Source organism: Mariniflexile sp. TRM1-10, assembly GCF_003425985.1.
Classification (GTDB): Bacteria; Bacteroidota; Bacteroidia; order Flavobacteriales; family Flavobacteriaceae; genus Mariniflexile.
Genome location: NZ_CP022985.1, coordinates 687,483 through 705,509, shown reverse-complemented (window position 1 = coordinate 705,509; position 18,027 = coordinate 687,483). Strand labels below are relative to the sequence as shown.

8 protein-coding genes are annotated in these 18,027 nt (G+C 36.4%); 2 read left to right on the top strand and 6 right to left on the bottom strand.

Annotated features, from left to right (window positions below):
- Positions 1-90 precede the first annotated feature (90 nt).
- A complete protein-coding gene (locus CJ739_RS03320; RefSeq protein WP_117172631.1) occupies positions 91-528 on the top strand; it encodes a DUF1896 domain-containing protein in 438 nt (145 codons plus the stop codon).
- Positions 515-5,920, top strand: a complete 5,406-nt coding sequence (locus tag CJ739_RS03315) for a helicase-like domain-containing protein (RefSeq protein ID WP_117172630.1) — start codon at positions 515-517, stop codon at positions 5,918-5,920. Before CJ739_RS03320 ends, CJ739_RS03315 begins: the two co-directional genes overlap by 14 nt.
- 188 nt (positions 5,921-6,108) lie before the next feature.
- Here CJ739_RS03315 and drmB read toward each other — a convergent pair whose 3' ends face one another.
- From drmB to mobB, 6 genes are all read right to left on the bottom strand, one after another.
- Positions 6,109-8,016 carry an MrfA Zn-binding domain-containing protein gene (drmB, locus tag CJ739_RS03310; protein ID WP_117172629.1) on the bottom strand — a complete coding sequence of 636 codons (1,908 nt, stop codon included), beginning with the start codon at positions 8,014-8,016 and terminating at the stop codon, positions 6,109-6,111.
- A gap of 5 nt (positions 8,017-8,021) precedes the next feature.
- Entirely contained in the window at positions 8,022-11,645 is a 3,624-nt protein-coding gene (locus CJ739_RS03305; protein ID WP_117172628.1) for a helicase-related protein, read from the bottom strand.
- Positions 11,642-13,114, bottom strand: coding sequence for a DISARM anti-phage system protein DrmE domain-containing protein (locus CJ739_RS03300; protein ID WP_117172627.1), 1,473 nt, complete (start codon positions 13,112-13,114; stop codon positions 11,642-11,644). The genes CJ739_RS03305 and CJ739_RS03300 overlap by 4 nt, the downstream gene beginning before the upstream one ends.
- A 13-nt stretch (positions 13,115-13,127) precedes the next feature.
- Positions 13,128-14,006 (bottom strand): hypothetical protein, encoded by an 879-nt coding sequence (locus CJ739_RS03295; protein WP_162880115.1) that lies wholly within the window; start codon positions 14,004-14,006, stop codon positions 13,128-13,130.
- 614 nt (positions 14,007-14,620) lie between these two features.
- The gene (mobC, locus tag CJ739_RS03290) at positions 14,621-16,621 is read right to left on the bottom strand and encodes a conjugal transfer protein MobC (protein ID WP_117172625.1); all 2,001 of its coding nucleotides are present in this window, start codon (positions 16,619-16,621) and stop codon (positions 14,621-14,623) included.
- 101 nt (positions 16,622-16,722) lie between these two features.
- Positions 16,723-18,027 (bottom strand): conjugal transfer protein MobB, encoded by a 1,305-nt coding sequence (mobB, locus tag CJ739_RS03285; protein WP_117172624.1) that lies wholly within the window; start codon positions 18,025-18,027, stop codon positions 16,723-16,725.

The window sequence follows — 18,027 nt, the reverse complement described above, 5'->3', positions numbered from 1 at the left end:
GTCAAAAAAGGACAATCTACGCCATCGAAAACCACCCCTTTTAAAACCTGTCAAAGCTGTTCTATATTTAGGGTTTAAATACAATATTTAATGAAAACACCACCAAAAAACCTTTCGTATTTCACCCTTCGATTGAAAGAACTCCTAAATACTAGTTTCCCCGAACATTCTGGCGACAAGGTATTTATCCATCACCGTTCCCGACTTGCTGCCAATGCGTATGAAGGGGCATTCATGGCAGGAAACACGCTTCCTCAGTGTGATGAGATTGCCAACTACATCCTCTTTGAAGGCTTGCACTTCTCCAAGTTCGATACTGTTTTCAAGGTAATCTGCAACGAGTTCGATATGATAATGGCAGATGAAGCATTACGACCATTTGCCCTAAAGATGCTACCAGTTTGCGAACCAGTCTTTGCAAACTACGAGCTTACGGATGATTTCACTGGTACCGCAGCATTTGACCTATGCTATACCGAACTGACGGGCACCATTGCCCTATGGATCGAAGAAAATGGGCTTCAGTAAACGACAACATCTCCAATCGAATATCAATGCCCTACGAATTGCCTTTAAATTAGAAAAGGAGAAACGCAAAGCAACCCAAGGGGAAAGACAGCAACTGATGCAATACAGCGGATTTGGCGGTCTAAAATTTGTGCTTAATCCAGTACAGAACCCCATAGACATCAACCAATGGAGAAAGACTGAACACGACCTTTTTCCTCCAACACAAGAGCTCCACCAACTTTTAAAAGAACATGCCACAGATGAAAAACAGTACCGTAGGTATGTGGATAGCATGCGAAATTCTGTCCTTACCGCATTTTACACACCTCCCTTACTCATTGATGCCATCTCTGGTTCCTTAACCAAAAACGGTGTACACATCAATAAATTTCTTGAACCCGCTGCCGGTATCGGTTCTTTTATCCAATCCTTTGCAGGTGATACCCCAAATGTTACCGCTTATGAAAAGGAGCTGCTCACAGGTAAAATATTAAAACAGCTGTATCCCGATAGCCATATTCACATTCGTGGTTTTGAAGAAATCCCTGAAAAGGAGCAGGGCAACTACGATGTGATAGCCAGTAATATCCCTTTTGGCGATACGTCCGTATTTGATCTTTCCTATTCCAGAAGTAAGGACACCGCAAAAGTACAAGCTGCCCGAAGCCTGCACAATTACTTTTTCCTAAAGGGAACCGATATGCTCCGTGATGGTGGCATACTGGCTTTTATCACATCACAAGGCGTGTTGAACAGCCCGAAGAATGAGCCCATACGTCGGGCGCTTATGCAAAACAACAACTTGGTTTCAGCCATTCGTTTACCCAATAATCTCTTTACCGACTATGCGGGTACGGAAGTTGGAAGCGATTTAATCATTCTACAAAAGAATACACAAAAGCAGCATTTGACCGAAACTGAAGAACTATTTTGTCAAAGCAAATTGACCCAGTACAACACACCAAGCAACGCTTTGTTTGGAGATAATAAAAGGACTATACATACAGATCAAGTGTTGGGTACCGATCCTTACGGACAGCCTGCGCTTATCTACACCCATAGAGACGGCGTGGAAGGTATTACCAACGACCTGAAGCAAATGCTTTCGGAAGATTTTTCCATGAGATTGGATAGGAACATATACCAAGGCAAACGGAAAGAACAGCCTGTTATACAAGTTCCTGTAATAGCTAAGCCAACATCTCCTGCAAGCGCACCTCCAATCCATAAACCAGAAGTAGAAATAGTATCTACTCCGTCACTAAATAATAGAGCGATAAAGGAAGAAGGGCAACTGAGCATTTTTGACCTGTTTGAGAATGAGGTGGAAACTGTTGCCTATGTTCCTGTAGAGCCAGTCAAAACCAAGAAACAACCTGCCAAACAAAAGAAAACGACCAATAAAGCCTATCAGACCAATCTGTTCAGTGGTTTGAATAAGCTACCTGATACGTCTTCCGTTTCCAAAACACAAAATAATGGAAGTACATCAAATAACAAAAACAAAGAAGATATCATTGGTGACTTGTTTTCGGGAACAAACGCAAACGGTCAGAATGAAAAAACTATCTCGAACACAATTCCAGAACCGGCAATTTATACCAAAGAAATACAGCCTTTCCATCGGAATGATTGTCTTGCCATCGATCACGATTGGGTGGGCTATCTCAAAGATTTCGCTAGTGATAAACAGCAGGCCATGTTCCATCCCCTGCAGTTGCCATCTTCACAGAAAGCAAGAGCCCAAGCCTATATTGCCCTTCGGGATGCCTATCTGGATCTATATCAAAAAGAAGCAACCACTCAAACAGAGCATAAAGAAGCACGTGAAAATCTCAACAGCCACTACGATGCCTTTGTAAAAAGATATGGCAATCTGAACAGTGCCAATAATATCATGTTCATTAAAACCGATAGTTCCGGTAATGAAATCCCTTATTTGGAACGTGTGGTGGGCGGTGTCGTTCACAAAGCAGACATCTTCCACCATCCGGTAAGTTTTTCTATAGCCGTATTGGCTACGGACAATCCCGATGAAGCATTGGCAGCTTCGCTCAACAAATACGGTCATGTGAATTTGGACTATATGTCAGAAATCAGTGGTATACAATCCGATGACTTAAAAGAGGCATTACAGGGACGCATTTTTTATAACCCACTCCAAAGGGAATATGAAATAAAAGAGCGTTGGATAGCTGGCAATGTGGTAGAGAAAGCCCAAGCAATAAATGGCTATCTCGAAGCCAATCCTGAAGATGCACAAGCCAAGGAAAGTCTTGGGGCCTTGGAGGAAGCCCGACCAAGGCGCATTGAATTTGAGGAACTTGATTTCAATTTAGGAGAACGATGGATCCCCACAGGAGTCTATGCCCGTTTCGCTTCACATCTATTTGATACCGAAGTGCGCATCCATTATTCCGAAAGCAGTGATGACTTTTCTATAGTATGCGACCAGAAGAACGTACATATATGGGATAAATATGCCGTAAAATCCCAAAGCAGGACCTTTGACGGTATAGCCCTTATCAAACACGCACTGGTAAATACCACACCGGATATTACCAAAAAGATAATGATTGGTGACAAGGAAGTCAAGGTTCGGGATATGGAAGCCATACAAATGGCAAATTCCAAGATCGATGAAATCCGTACAGCCTACACGGAGTGGCTACACGCCCAAAATGATGAGTTTAAAAAACGACTCACCGACCAATACAATGACACCTTTAACTGCTTTGTCCGCCCGCAGTACAATGGAAGCCATCAGGATTTCCCGGGATTGAATCGTACAGCGTTGGGAATAGAAGATCTGTACGCAAGCCAAAAGGATGCCGTGTGGATGATAAAGCTCAATGGAGGCGCTATTTGCGACCACGAAGTAGGTGCTGGAAAAACGCTCATCATGTGTACGGCCGCACAGGAAATGAAGCGCTTGGGACTGGCCCATAAGCCCATAATCATGGGATTGAAAAGTAATGTCCACGAGATAGCCCAGACCTACCGAACGGCTTATCCCCATGCTAAAATCCTGTATCCCGGCAAAGAAGATTTTACGCCCAAAAAACGTTTGCGCATTTTTGGGGATATTAAAAACAACGATTGGGATTGTGTGATCCTTACCCATGACCAGTTTGGGATGATACCGCAATCTCCCGAAATGCAAAAGGAAATTCTGCAGGCAGAACTGGACAATGTAGAAGAAAATCTTGCCGCTTTGGAGTCACAGGGTAAGGAGATTTCAAGGGGCATGCTAAAAGGCGTTATCGTAAGAAAGCAAAATTTGGAAGTAAAGCTCAAAACTTTAGAGTACGACATCGATAATCGAAAGGACGATGTAGTGGACTTTAAAATGATGGGCATCGACCACCTATTGGTGGACGAAAGCCATCAGTTCAAAAACCTGATGTTCAATACCCGTCATGAGCGTGTAGCGGGACTGGGTAATATGCAAGGAAGCCAGAAAGCCCTAAACCTGCTCTTTGCCATAAGAACTATACAAGAGCGTACCGGAAAAGATTTGGGAGCCACCTTTTTATCGGGCACTACTATCAGTAATTCACTAACGGAACTGTACCTTTTGTTCAAATACCTGCGACCACAAGCATTGGAAAAACAGGGTATCAGTTGCTTTGATGCTTGGGCAGCTATCTATGCAAGGAAAACGACCGATTATGAGTTTTCGGTTGCCAATACCATTGTACAAAAAGAACGTTTCCGCTACTTTATCAAAGTGCCGGAACTGGCACAGTTCTATTCTGAAATTACGGATTACCGAACCGCAAAGGATATTGGTATTGACCGTCCCGATAAGACCGAGGTGTTGTACAACATACCACCGACACCAGATCAGGAAGCGTTTATCAAAAACCTGATGGAATTTGCCAAATCAGGAAATGCGACCTTATTGGGAAGACCACCATTGACACCGAGGGAAGAAAAAGCCAAGATGCTCATTGCTACGGATTATGCACGTAAGATGTCATTGGATATGCGGATGGTAAGCGGTAAGTATGCCGACCATCCCGATAACAAAGCCTCGCATTGTGCTGTTAAATTAGCTGAGTACTATAACCGTTTCAAAGCTCAGAAAGGAACCCAATTTGTTTTTTCGGACTTAGGTACTTATAAACCTGGAGAATGGAATGTGTATGCGGAAATCAAACGCAAGCTCGTAGAAGACCACGGCATCCCTGCACACGAAATTCGTTTTATACAGGAAGCCAAAACCGATAAGCAGCGTAAGGAACTTATTGATGGGATGAACCAAGGGAAGATACGCATACTGTTTGGTTCTACTAGTATGCTCGGAACAGGTGTAAATGCACAAAAAAGAGCCGTTGCCGTTCACCATTTGGATACCCCATGGCGACCTAGTGATCTAGCCCAACGGGACGGACGGGCTATCCGTAAAGGCAATGAAATCGCTAAATTTTTTGCTAAAAATAAAGTGGATGTAATTATCTATGCTGTCGAAAAATCATTGGATAGCTATAAGTTCAATCTTTTGTACAACAAACAGCTTTTTATTGATCAGTTGAAAAATAACAGTTTAGGTAAGCGTACTATTGATGAAGGCAGCATGGATGAAAAATCCGGTATGAACTTCTCTGAATATGTAGCCATACTTTCGGGAAATACAGACCTGTTGGACAAAGCTAAACTGGAAAAACAAATTGCAGGACTGGAAAGTGAAAAACAGGCATTCAATCGCTCCAAATTCAGTTCCAAATATAAATTGGAAGATGTTAGCGCCATGCTTGAAAGTGCTGAATCCCGTCTAACGCGTATGAGTCTCGATTGGGAAAACCTGCAAAAACGCATACAGAAAAGACCAGATGGTACTATTGCAAATCCTGTAGAACTGCATGACCTATCTACGAATGCCAATGTAAAACTAATTGGAGTTAAACTTAACCAAATTGCGGATAAAGCTCGCACGGGAGGTCAGTATGAAGAAATAGGCAACCTTTATGGATTTACCTTGCTCGTCAAAACTGAAATGTCCCAAAAAGAAGGAATGGATATAAAAGTCAACCGTTTTTTAGTACAGGGTGAAGGCAATATAAAATACACTTACAATAACGGTATTATGGCCAAAGATCCTGAAACGGCAGCCTTGAACTTTTTAAAAGCGTTGGAAAAACTGCCTGGCTATATAGGACAGGAACAAAAGAAAATAACAGAATTGAAAAAGGATTTACCTGTACTTCAGGAAGTAGTCAATGGAACTTGGACAAAGGAAAATAAATTAAGCGACCTCAAAATAGAACTGGCAGCCGTTGAAAGGAAAATACAGTTGTCTATTGCTCCCGATTCTAAAGAACAAATGGTTGAAGAGCAGGAAGGATCTGTTAAAATCAATGATGCTCAGGTTCAAGAAAGTTCACCTGTACGCTTAAAGACAATTTAATGATAATCGTGCATGTTAAGTTAACTTTTGATTCTGGCTGTTTGCAATTAATTAGTACATAAGACTTTATTTCCTTTATGCCTTCGTCTTTCTTTTTCTATCGTCAGTTTCGTCGTCATTTCGTGCCGTTTTGCCAGACGTTGGTTTAGTGGTTGTTTTGCAAATGTGCCACCAATTGTGCTGCCATATTATTCTATCATTGTTTTGAAATATCCAAATTCGTTGTGTATTACTAAATTTCTGTCTAAATATAGGTTTGAAAGTTCGCAAGTCGTCTCAGGTGTCAAAGTACAGGAATGGCAAGCTGCAAGATTTAGCTGTCCAACCCCTTGTCCTTCAGATTCAATGCAAATAGGGTCAGAAGAACAGTCTGTTGCTCTGAATATTGCACTTTCAATAATTCTTCTCAAATTCTCTAAGTCATTGCAAAGATTTGAAAGTCCCCCCAAGTAGCCATCTGTACCGTCAAATGCAGATATTAAAAATCCGTGCATTGTTCCACTTACATAAAGTCTTTCTGAGAGTGAAGAAGATGGATAACCGCATACATATTCCAATTCTCTCATTACGAGATGTGAAAGTGTATGTATCAGTACTTTTCTTGGAGTTAATGTCTTTGCTATAATTTGATGGGATTTCCAATCTGCATTTTCTGCGTTGGATTTAATTTTTTCCGTTCTTTCAATTACATCTTGTTGCTTTTCCCATTGCTCTAATTTGCTTTTGTCTAAGATGAATAAAATACCTTCTCCATAGCTTTCTAAAGCAGGTAGAGTTTTAGAATCAAAATTGTTCTTTGAAACAGATTGTCTTTGAACCGTATATTCATATTCATTTTGGTCTTGTAAGATTGAATCAATATCAATTGGTTCGTTTCTGGTAAATGAAGTCTGAACTGTAGTTTTTTTCAATTTGTCAATTTTGACCAATTTTGAGAAACCATTAATTTGTTCAGCGCAGTCAATTACTTTGAATTTTATTTGCCTATTGTCTGGTTGCTCTTTCTCTAAGAAGTATTCATACTCAGTTTGACGGTAAACATTATCGGGAATATATTTTATCTCCCCTGATTCTAAATATTGCTGAATAAGTTCATTGTCAATTTTCTTTTGGATGCTAATAAGTTGAACAATTTGTTCAGTTGTAAATTGTTCACTTTCTAACATATTGTCAATATCTATTCTTATTTCATTAGATAGAGGGTTTTGAAGCTCAGGAATGAAAAGACTGCTTAGGGTATTTGCATAGTATACACTATTACTGGTTTTTAGCTTTACGGAAATGCTTGGTTGCATTGTAATGCCACATTCTTCTTCGTGAAATTTGCCGTTAAGTTGACCTAGCCAATATTTTTTACCGTCACACTTTTTTTCAAAATTGAAAACACCTTTTAGGTTTGCCTTTTTCTTGCACTTTTCATTTTTACACTCAATCCAAATACCTGAAAGTTCTGTATTTTCTCGGCTTATTCTATAAACTAAGTCTTGTTGGTCACCACAACATTTTTTTGTGTAATCTAATTGAGGACCACTTGGCTTTTCATTCTTGTTGTCGTCTTCTTCGTTTTCTTCTGCATTATTTCTATCAGATGCCAATCGATTATTCCAATACTCCCAAGGTAAATCGTGAATATGACCGTTACTACAAGTCATAACAAATCGAATTTGCTCTAAATGATTTTCCTTACAGTCTTTATTACTGCATTTTGGAGGGTTGAAAAAATCACGCTTTTTTCCTGATGCTAACCATCTTTTTAACCATTCATCATAAGTTGCTAATCTTGCACATTTAGGATTAGTACAATAGAACCATTTTGGAAAATAACTTGCTTTAGGTCTCACTTGATGTAAAAATGAATCTCTATCAGTAGGGATTGAAACTAAATGTCTAAGATTTAGGAATCTATTTTTAAGTCGCTGTAAAAGCCTATCATCTTTAATGATGTAATGAGCTAATTTCTCATTTAAGTCGGAATAGCCCCAATTGTCAAAAGTTTCAATGATTATTGAATTATCTGTTGTTTCAATTAGCGAACCAACTCCACCATAGTTTGATATATGCTTGCTTCTACCGTGCTTTATTTTATCGTTTGGCATATCTTCTAATATTGTCTGATTAATATTTCTGCACTTGGTTCTACGCTTCTCATTGATTGCATTGCTTTCAATGGATATTCTTCATCTGAATTTTCACTAGAAGGCATAATCAAACTTTGTTCAGGTTTGAAAGGAAGATAATATTTCATATCACCTTTGTCTTGAACTCTTGTTCGCCAACTATCTAAAATTCGGTCTATTTTTTCAAAAATTAATTCCAAATCATTTTGTGCGAATTGATGGGTTTGGAAAAGTTGAACAAGATTATTTTTTAAATCATTTTTGACTTCATCATAAGACAATGCAGTTGCAGTATCATTATGTGTGTATTGCGTTGTATGCCTGAAATAGGCAAGAATAAGCGTAAACAACATTTTGTCTAAGGCATTTTCTGCAAATGGTGTAACACTCAATGGTTCCACTTGCTTGTAAAATGTTTTATGAAACTGCACGAAATCTTCATAAAACGATAAATCTCTGCTGTTAAATGGGTCGTAGAGTGTAAAGACAACCCCTTCGTTTTTTCTAGCAACTCGGCTACTTGCCTGAATATATTCGGCTGTATTTGGTGGCATTCCGTTCATTATCATAACTCCTAAACGACCAACATCAAGTCCAACACTTATCATATTTGTTGCAAGAACAAGGTCATAGGCTTTATGGTCTTTTAAATCGCCATTGAATTGTATATCGAGTTTATCGAGATTCTTCTTGATCTTTTCGTTTGGTATTCTACTTGTCAATTCAATATTTCTGTAAGAAAGTTTGAGATAATTATTTGCCGAATTATAATTGTCAATTAAATATCTCACTTGTAGTTGCTTGATAATAGGTTTCAATTCAGAGTTTATCTTGTTTGAAAAGCGACCGATTTCTTTAAGACTTTTGAAATATGAAAGTAAAGTCCAAAAACTATCAGCATCAGTTTTATCAGTGGATTTTTTCCAAATTTCTAACCTTGCAAACATTAGCGAAGCTAATAATTGAAGATTGGTAACTACAGTGGTTTTACCGGTAGGTAAAACACCAATATATTTTCGTTTACTTTCATCAATTACTTTTGAGAAAAATGTATCATCTGAATTTGTTGCATATTGCGGAAATACTTTTGCTTCACGTCCGTATAACCCCAATATTTGTTTGTCTACGTTCTTTACTGTTGCAGTTGAAGCAATTATTTTTGGATTGTCGCAAAGCGTTAAAAGGGCATTTTCAAATAATCCTACTAAACTGCCTAAGGTGCCATTCAATAAATGCAACTCATCCTGAACTATCAATTCAGGTTTTCTATTTGAGCCATTATTAAAAAGTGTTGTCGATTCACCTTTCCAAGCTAAAGCAGCAAATTTGTCAACTGTTGCAAATAAAATAGTTGGTGGTTTTGAATAAATATCATCATCAATTAGAACAATTGGTAAGCCACCATTTTTTTCTGAAAAGTGGCAAGCGTCATTTAAACAATGGCTTTTAAGTTGCCTGTCAATCCTGTGTCCAATTTGGTAAGTAGAACTTTTTTGCTCTAACCTTGATATGATTTTTGTATTGCACCATTGACAATTTGAAAGTTGCAGTGGATTTGTATCATAATTTGGATTATAGGTTCCGTTATTAAATTTGGACTGCAATTTTTTTAGTTTGGCTTCCGCATCCTTTCCATTGTCATTTTTGAGTTTATTTGGAACGGTTTGTTTCCCAACCCAAAATCCAATAGAAATCATTTTATCCCCTAAATCTTTGTGATTAGTTCTAATAAATTCACAAGCTAAAATCATTTTTGAAGCTCTTTCAAATTGCTGTGCTGAAAGAAGTCTTAGCGTATATCTTATGATGATGTTTACACCATCATAACTTGTTGCGTACTGAATTCTTCGCCAAAAGATTAAGAAGGCTGAAACTGCTAAATATGCTTCGGTTTTTCCACCTCCCGTAGGGAAATACAATAAGTCAATTAACTCCTTCTCGTTACTATTCTCATCAACAAATGACGCTAAACATTGCAAAATAAACGCTAACTGAAATGGTCTCCATTCAGGAACTCTGTCAGAAGGAAAATCTAATTTTCCGTATTCTTGAAAATTATGTTGTAAAATTTCGCTTCGTTCCCAAACTTCAAATCCTTCTTTTTTTGTGCTAAAATGTTGTGCTGTTTGGAACATTTGCAAGTAAATAGCTGTGTTTGCTAATTGAAATGCTCGTAAAGCGTTGTCATTTTCTGAAAGTAGTTTAATTCCGTTGCTTATTCGACTGTAAATCTGTTCACATTTTGTAATGTTTTTTAAACCTAATTCATTTCCGCTTGCAGATTTCCGTTCATCTTCAATCCAATTCTTATAAGCTTCTGAAACCTTAATAAGATTTGAAATTATGCTTTTCGTATCTGTATTGTAAACTGAAAGTTTTTTGATATTTAGAATTTCGCCTTTGATTTTGTCTGTTTCGGAACTTTGACTTTTTACATCATATTCGGGCAAAAATGTAGATTCAATCCATTGTGGAGTATTTGGAGATTGTGCATTTTCCCAATTACAAGCAGTATTATGACCTATTCCAAATGCTAATTTTTCTCTATACAAATAATCTAACATTTTATCCTCGTCAGTTTTGTATAAGTGAGTTTTGTAATCTCGAAACGGCAATAGGTTTTCACTTTCAATTTTCACTTCTGATTGAAAACAACTAACTTGATTGACTTTTTCTTTTGATAATGAAAACTTATCCTTTGGTATTTGCACTTTGTTTTCAAGGACAGCTTTGATGTAATATTTGTCAGCGTAGTTAGAATACAGTTTTAAATGGAAAACAAGGTTTTCTTTCAATTCCTTATTCCAATTTTCAAAGTTGCAATTTGGCTGTTCAGAAAGTTTTAATTGTAAATGTTTGTTTGGAGCTGCATCTATCTTCGAAATATCAATGTCCAAAGAAATTGAGTTTTCAAATCTCTTGTATTTATCTTTGAAAAACAGTTTTGTAATGACTTTATATAGAGCAAAATCTTTGTCTGTATTCTGCCTCAATGATTTAAGGCAATCTTGAAAATGGAGATACTCAGGTGTGATTTTGCCGTCTTTGGTTCTTTGAATTTTTTGTGTTTGTGATAGTGTTTTGCTTTCTGCATCAAAAGTTACAAAATGGTTAAGCCCGAACTGCTCTAAAAAATGAATGCCTTCTCCGTTGTATGGAATTTTAATTTCTTGAAAATTGGCTTTCTTATAATTACCGAAATTGATTGTTGCTCTAAAGCTTTTGCAAGATTTGTCAACGGCAAATGTTATCCCGAAATGCGAAGGAAAAAATGTGTTTGAAGTATATTTTGGTTGAGTGTCTGTTTTTTCTATTTCGTCTTCTTCTTCAAACACCTCAATTTCTTTGGTTTCGCCTTCAGTTAAGTCAGAGGTTAAATCAGTCAAATCGTCCTCGTCTTCCTCTTTCATTTCCTCCTGTCCATTATCACTTCCATTGGGTTGAAGTTGCTTTGGAAAAAGAATTCCTGAAAAATATCTTTGCAAAGGCTTGCCTTCAATTATTTCATTACTGAAATCCTCATTGCATTGAAAAATATCTGAACCTGGACCTATTATTTCCTTTTTTACTCGTCCAATTAGTATATCTCTATTTTCTTTTACACTCATAATTCAATTAATTGTAAAGTTGATTCATCCAATGTCTCGATATTTTCACTAAAAACCTCTTTGCTATTTACGAGATGTAAAGGCATATACTCATCTACAAAAGCCTTTAATGTCGTTGCATTAAAATTTCGCTTTTGTAAAATCTCTCCAATTTTATTCTCTTTTAAAAACAAGCGTAATTCTTGTTTTAAACCTCGCCCAAGAACAATCATTGTGCTGTTATAGGTTGTTTTAGATTTAAAAATTGGTCTTGTCATTGAGTCTATTTCAATATCTGAATTCTCAGAATAGTAGAGTTTGAAAATAGCCCGTAAATCATTATTAAACATCGGAAATTTTCTGTGCCCTTTGCCATAAGTTGCTAATGTGTTTGGCAATATTCTTAGTCCTCTTTCTTTTAATTTTTGATAAAGCAATTCATCTCCGTATTTATGTCTCATTTCATTTATTAGTTGTTTCCAATAAATAGAATGTTCCTCGACTTTTCCAAATATTTCAGGCTCAGTTTCAACCGCCACTTGGTATAAGTTTTCAGCCAATTCCTCTTTAGGATAAACTCTAATTCTATCGCCAACTTTTACTTTATAGGTTTTATTCAATTCTCCACGCTCCGTAAAAACTGTATCGTTACTTTCAAGGTATAATTCAGAAAGGTTTGTGATTATTTTGTAAACAAGTTTTTCCTCACTATCATTTAGTAAAATATCACATTCATTTTTGTAACCATCATAAGCTCTATTTCCCAAATCATCCAATTTTGAAACAATGCCATTTATAGTCGAACTTACATCAATTGAATAATTTCTCGTTTCTTGATATTCAACTCCGCAAAGTAAAAATCTGTCAGTTGACTTTATTTCGTTTTCAATCAGCTTTTTCCTGTTATCTAAATACTTGTAGTAAAGATTTTTTTCTTGTTTATAAACTACAAGGATTACTTCATTATAAAGGTTATATAGTAAATCAAAATCTTTTTGACCATTGAAACTGTGAAATACAAGTGTTCTGTTCTCAAGTTGCAATTTCTTTAAGGCAGAAAAAGGCTGAATATCTACCTTTCTATTTCTGATTTGTTTTGTAGCAAAGTCAATATCATTATTGTCAAAAAAAGCAATTGTCCTTTTATTTATTTGGTTCAAGTGTTTCAATAAAATTTCTTGCTTTGGTAAATTTGATTGCAAAAAATCAAGAATTTCAAGCAGTTCATTTTTAGGATTATTTTCTCCGAGAAAATCAATTGTGTAGCCACCTGCGTTATCTAATGCCTTTTCAAGTTCTTTATTGATTTTTACTCTTTCAATTAGATTTTCAATAGTATCATTTTGAATTGCATTTATGGCGACTCTTAAAATATTTCCGTATGATTTTAATTCAATTCCAAACTTAGAATTGATAAAGGAAATTTTGTTATCAAGTCTGTCAATGAAGTTTTCTATTTCGGCACTTGGTATGTTTCTGAATTTAATCATATTGCATTTTTAATCATATTGCATTTACTATGTCCATTTCTTCTTTAAACCAATTCCAACTAGGTATTGAGGTGTTTTTTTGAGGAGAAAGGCTATTTGAAAGCACAATCAAATTAAAGCCGAATCTTTGTTTGTCAAGTATCATTTGTTCAATGTTGCTTGCCTCTGTATCGAAAACAATTATTGATTTTATTTTTTTGCCTTGCTGTATAATTTGCTGATAGCACACCTCATATTTTGGAGTGAAATAAACAAGACAATCTGATAATGCTGGAATTGATTTAATTTCAGATAGGTGGTTTTCTTCTCTAGGATTAGGTAAATAGATTGATGGAATTTTATTCTTTTCATTTAAGCTGTCCCATAATGGCTTTTTAGAAATAAATACTGTTTTTCTGTCAAAGTTCAGTCGTGGGAATTCGCTTTTTTCATTGTTGAGTTTTTCAAAAAATGAAAAATAGTTTTTTATTGTTCTTTCACTGATTCCCGTTCCGCTATCTATTTTAAGAAAATTCTTCGTAAGCCTGTCGTAGGTTATACCCGAAAGCGTTGCTGGTGAAATTTCGGTTTTTCTCTTTCTTAAAATTTGTCTGAGAGTATAATCGTCTTTTGCACTGTTGGTTATTTCGTAATACTGGTTGTCTCTAATCCTTTTTAGTTTATCGCCTATACAGTAATTGTCTGGCAAGTCATAATGGTTTTTATAAATGTCATTCGCCAATTCTATATATAGATGTCCTGCAATTTTCAATAGTGTTTCTTTTGAGTTTTGAAAGTTTATGTGGAGAGGGTAATTTTCTTGGGAATGTTTAAGGATAATCTTTACAGTCAGGGCGATAACATTATTAGAAAAATTTGTTTCAAGATGTTGAACATTATTGAATTTCTCCAAAAGTTTCTGATAATATGTCTCGTTTAATATCATTTATGAAAAGTTTGTTAGTTGGTCGTATGGGTAGGGGTAAAAGCAAATATACTGTTTTTTTCATGCTTTGAATGTTGCGATACAGCTCTTTTGATTTTGCTGGAGCATTGGCATTTTGTCCTTCATTTTTCTGTTCGTTTATTGTCGGTTGTGTTGTCTTTTAGGGTGTTGTATAACTTATTTATATACTCCGTTTTTTGATTAATTGTTGAGCAAACACACAAATTATGCACTATAGACAAAACTCATATTGAGTTTTGTTTGTTTAAGTACTTAAAAACTCTTAATGATTTATAGGCTTTTTACACCAACAATCTATATTTCTATAAAAAACACCTTATTATTATAAAGCTAATATATAATATTTTCGTAATATTCTTACATGTAGTTTTGCCTGTTTTTGAAAAAAAAGTATTTGATTGGTTCTATTTTACGAGAAACCGTAGTGGAAATAGATATTTAATCAATGAAGAATGAGTAGTGAAAGAGATTAGTTGTTGATGTTTATAAGAAATAAAAAAACAACCTCACTTCAGGATTGAAAACAGAGATATATTCGTCTTTATTCATACCTATTTCGATTATCCCTTTTGTACCAAATGCTGTAAATCAGGGTCATTTTTAATACGCTCCAATTCAGTTTCAATAACCTGAACAATATCCTGTTTTATCTGACGGTAATTGGCTTCTATGTCCTGCTTCATTCTGTCTTCACCATGTTCATTTGTAAAGGATAAAATTTGTGGTATCTTTTGATAGGCTTTTGTTTCAGCAGTTACCTTGTCATTATCCACTACAATTTCTGCATGGAATATTTTTTGTTCGATGCGTTGGTCAAAATTATCCGATACCGCTCCCACAAACATGCCTTGTGTCAATGTAGATATCTTCGAAGCTGGTATTAAGCTGTCCAATTGTGTGGATATGGAAGTCGATTTGTCATTTCGGTTGATGGTCATACTTTGCCGTTTTTGCAATACCTTTCCAAAGCGTTCAGATAGGCTTTTAGCAGTTTCACCTACTACCTGACCACTAAATATATTTCCCACTGTATTTTGAATCACTTTGCTTTCTTTATCCCCATAATCACGGGTCAATTGCGAAAAATCCTGAAAACCTAAACACACTGCAACCTTATTGCTTCTAGCTGTTGCTATAAGGTTATCCAATCCCCTGAAGTAAATGGTGGGCAACTCGTCAATAATCACTGAACTCTTCAATTGTCCTTTTTTATTGATGAGTTTCACAATACGGGAATTATACAAACCCAAAGCAGCGGAATAAATATTTTGACGGTCGGGATTGTTTCCTACACAAAGGATTTTCGGCTCATTGGGATTATTAATATCCAATGAAAAATCATCTCCAGTCATTACCCAATACAATTGAGGTGAAATCATTCTTGATAAGGGAATTTTAGCTGATGCAATCTGTCCCTGTAATTGGTCTTGAGCTCCACCTTGCCAGGCATCCATAAAAGGTGATAGATAGTTTTCCAGATCAGGGTAGGAGGTTAGAATAGTAAATACGTCCGAATACTTTTTGTTCAGTAATTCAATGGCATGGGGGAACGTACAATAAGTACCGTTTTCATATATTTTCAGAAACCAGATGATAGCAGCCAATAAAATAATAGGTGATTCTACAAAGAAATCGCCCTGTTTCTGTATCCAACTTCTATTAAGGTTCAGCATAATGGTATAGGCTGCCTCATATGCGTCGGATATATCGGTCATAAAATCAGGATTGAGCGGATTGCAGCGGTGGCTTCTTCTAGGGTCATCAAAGTTTATGACATAGAACTTGGGTTTTATTTTGTATTTATCAGAATGTTTCAATAGATGGTTGTAGGCAATCGTAGAAAGGTCGTCGAACTTAAAATCGTAGATGTACATTGAAAAACCTTTTTCAATTTGTTGCTTGATGTAATTGTTGACTATCGCATATGATTTACCTGATCCTGGAGTACCTAGCACAATAGTTGCCCTAAAAGGATTTACGATATTAATCCAACCGTTATGCTGTTTTTTTTGATACCAGAATTTAGTAGGTAGGTTTACGGAATACTCATTTTCCATGAGCTTGGTTTGCTGCATAAAACTTTCGTTTTCATTGTTGAAAACATCATCCATAAGGTTGTTGCTGAGCAAACGGTGCATCCATACACCAGCCATAAGCAGGGCAATATAGCCCAAAGCAAGGGTAAGTATATAAAAGAACGTTCCTATAGTTGGTGGTAACTTCAGGAGAGGGGTATTCAGAAAAAACAGTACAAAACCAATTCCCAAAGCGACTTGAATTTTTGGCCAAGTTATTTTTTCGTTCTTCACGCCCTTGGTTCCCAGACAACTTAGTGCCAACAGTACCAGAGCAAAAATTTTGGTGTAGAGCGTATGGGAAAATAGTCCAGCCGTACGCTGAAAATTACCAAGTATCTTATTGATTACCTCAAGTGTCCAACCTCTTTCAACAAAGAACCCGTAACAGTACCAATAGAGGTGCATCAGTACCAAAAGGATACTTACCGCTCTCATAAAAGCCATAATCTTTGCCAGTCCCCGTAAATCGTCTTCTCCTTGCATTATTTAACTATTTAATGTTCGGGCATGAATGTAAGAGGTGTGAAGATTTGACAAGGGAAAATGGAACTGTATTGCGGCAAGTGACCTTATTTGGCTAGTGATTATTTCCCATTCCTTTTTCGTTTTCTTTTCTTTTTCATTTGATTTTCAAAATCTAGTTCTTCATAATCTTCGCCCTGCATAATAGGTAATAATCCACCCATGTCTTCTAAAATACTGGTATCATTATTGCTGAAAACATTAGTATCTTTATTCAGAAAATCAAATAGTTTATGTGGATTTTCAATAGATACATCTTCCAATGTGTTTTGTTGATGTTTCCTAGATTTAGTCGCATTAAGGTCTTTTGCTTCTGGCTTGATACTATTGTTCCAGTAGTCATTAAAGGTTTTAGCAGTAAGAGCAGTCCCCAAGTGCGAACCGTTCCAAATGGTCTTGGAATTATGGTCAATAAACGTAATACCATAAATACGCCCAGTATTATTTCTTCGGACAACCACATTAATTCCCTGCTGTATTAATTGTTTTTTAAAATCTTTTTCGTTGTCTACAGATTGCAAGGCAATCGTAATGGCAGCTTTAAGAGTCTCTTTTGCACCGCTGCTTTTTAAAGTTTTTTTGCATTTTTCGAAATGCAACTCCAACATCGAAAGCCCTGCATTTTTTCCAAACAAAGATGCTTTGAAAGGATTGCTAGCTTTTTCGCCTTTGTCGTTAAGTGCAAAGTATAAAAGCCCCTGTTGAGGTTTTCCATGTAGTTCACCTTCCACTTTTTCAGCAGTAATATTAAAAAGGGACAGCAAGGCATTGTACTGTCCCAAAGTCTGGAATTGGTAATACTTAGGCAAATGTCGAATCACAGAAGCAATCTGGCTTTTAATATTGCCTGTTTGATAATTCACTTGACGGAAGATCTTGTCATTTTGTTGATGCTCTTTCTCTGTTGCCGGTATCAATCCATGTTTTCTTTCCAACTCCCTGCATACTTTCATGGATCGTCTTTTTTCGAATTTATCTGAAATCTTTTTGCCTTCTTCATCCACACAGACCGATACAATATGGATATGGGTACGTTCTATATCGGTATGTTTGAAAACCAAATAAGGCTGCTGGGCATAACCCATTTCCTGCATATACTGTTGCGCCATCAATTTGAACTCATCATCACTTACATCATCTTTTGGGTCGGGATTGAGAGAAATATGCAAAGTTGTTTTCTCCGTATTACGATTGGCTATCAGATATGGCTCAAAAGATTGAACTAATTGAGACACTGAATAATGTCCATTTGGTGTTTCTATGATTTTATTGGTAAGCAGAACCTGTCCGTTTTCCTTCTCCACTTTGAGCTGATTGTATGCCAGTGCTCCATATAAATTGCTACCTCTTCCAATTTTTGCCACCAT

Bases quoted from the DNA above. Each gene is read 5' to 3' on its own strand.
- CJ739_RS03320 (WP_117172631.1), top strand. From the start codon at position 91: ATGAAAACACCACCAAAAAACCTTTCGTATTTCACCCTTCGATTGAAA.
- CJ739_RS03315 (WP_117172630.1), top strand. From the start codon at position 515: ATGGGCTTCAGTAAACGACAACATCTCCAATCGAATATCAATGCCCTA.
- drmB (WP_117172629.1), bottom strand. From the start codon at position 8,016: ATGCCAAACGATAAAATAAAGCACGGTAGAAGCAAGCATATATCAAAC.
- CJ739_RS03305 (WP_117172628.1), bottom strand. From the start codon at position 11,645: ATGAGTGTAAAAGAAAATAGAGATATACTAATTGGACGAGTAAAAAAG.
- CJ739_RS03300 (WP_117172627.1), bottom strand. From the start codon at position 13,114: ATGATTAAATTCAGAAACATACCAAGTGCCGAAATAGAAAACTTCATT.
- mobC (WP_117172625.1), bottom strand. From the start codon at position 16,621: ATGCAAGGAGAAGACGATTTACGGGGACTGGCAAAGATTATGGCTTTT.
- mobB (WP_117172624.1), bottom strand. From the start codon at position 18,027: ATGGTGGCAAAAATTGGAAGAGGTAGCAATTTATATGGAGCACTGGCA.